This window comes from Candidatus Thiosymbion oneisti, from assembly GCF_900092655.1.
GTDB lineage: Bacteria > Pseudomonadota > Gammaproteobacteria > Chromatiales > Chromatiaceae > Thiosymbion > Thiosymbion oneisti.
In genome coordinates this window covers 1-1,343 of sequence record NZ_FLUY01000245.1, presented here as the reverse complement: position 1 = coordinate 1,343, position 1,343 = coordinate 1, and the positions used below count along the sequence as shown (strand labels likewise).

The window sequence follows — 1,343 nt, the reverse complement described above, 5'->3', positions numbered from 1 at the left end:
GTTAGCCTACCGAGGCGCTTAATCGACGCTGGAGCGTGGGGAGCCAGCCGAAAATCAATGCCAGTAGAAAATCAATGTGTTAGTTTTTAGACGGCCTTTAATGATTGTTGGGCACGCCGCCGTCCCTGGCGGCTTTGCTCAACCTACGAGCTTGAGAGCATCTGTACCAGGTGACCATGAGCGTCCGACCGAGTCATCACCCGACGCGCTACTGGCACCGGCTGGAGGACGGCCGCATCCAGTGCGATGTCTGCCCGCGGGCCTGTAGGCTCAAGGCGGGGCAGCCGGGGTTGTGCTTTGTGCGTATCTGCGCGGATGATCAGATCCTGCTCACCAGCTACGGGCGTTCGAGCGGTTTCTGCGTGGATCCGATCGAGAAGAAGCCGCTCAACCACTTTCTGCCCGGTACCCCGGTGTTGTCCTTTGGGACAGCCGGCTGCAATCTCGCCTGTAAGTTCTGCCAGAACTGGGATATGAGCAAATCCCGGCAAATCGATACCCTGGCCGCAAGCGCTATGCCCGCGGCCATCGCCCGCAAGGCCGAGGAGCTGGGGTGCCGTAGCCTCGCCTATACCTACAATGACCCGGTCATCTTTCTCGAGTATGCGCGGGATACGGCCCTGGCCTGCCGGGAACGGGGCATCCGTAACCTGGCGGTGACCGCAGGCTACGTCAATCCGGAGGCGCGGGAGGACCTCTTCTCCGCCATGGATGCGGCCAACGTGGATCTGAAGGCCTTTACTGACGACTTCTACCGGCGCCTCTGCAGCGGCCGGCTGGCGCCGGTGTTGGAGACTTTGGAATACCTCAAGCAGGAGACCCAAGTCTGGCTCGAGCTCACTATCCTGCTGATTCCGGGCCACAATGATTCCGACGCCGAATTGGAGCGCATGTGCGCCTGGGTCCGGGAGCACCTGGGCCCCGAAACCCCCATGCACTTTACTGCCTTTCATCCTGACTGGAAGCTGCAGGACCTGCCGCCGACGCCGCCTGAGACCCTGACCCGGGCGCGGGTGATCGCCCGCCGCAACGGGATACGCTACGCCTACACCGGCAACGTCCGGGATCCCGAAGGGGGAAGCACCTGGTGCCACAGGTGCGGGGCGCTGCTCATCCAACGCGACTGGTACCGGCTCGGGGCCTGGGGACTGACGCCGGAGGGTAAGTGCGCAGCCTGCGGTACCGCCTGTGCCGGCCACTTTGAATCCCAGCCCGACACCTGGGGTGCCAGGCGCCTGCCGGTAAGTATGCCGGCATGATCCGAATTTGGTAGTGGTTAAATTTAAATGCGACCTAATGCTTTGAACTCCACCGTTTTGCCATCCCTGGCCCTGGATTCCGGC

1 protein-coding gene is annotated in these 1,343 nt (G+C 62.2%); it reads left to right on the top strand.

Annotation, left to right across the window (positions count from 1 at the left end; translation table 11 throughout):
* Positions 1-176 precede the first annotated feature (176 nt).
* On the top strand, positions 177-1,259 hold the full coding sequence (amrS, locus tag BQ17_RS02095; RefSeq protein ID WP_089724079.1) for an AmmeMemoRadiSam system radical SAM enzyme: 1,083 nt from the start codon (positions 177-179) through the stop codon (positions 1,257-1,259).
* The last annotated feature ends 84 nt before the right edge of the window (positions 1,260-1,343 follow it).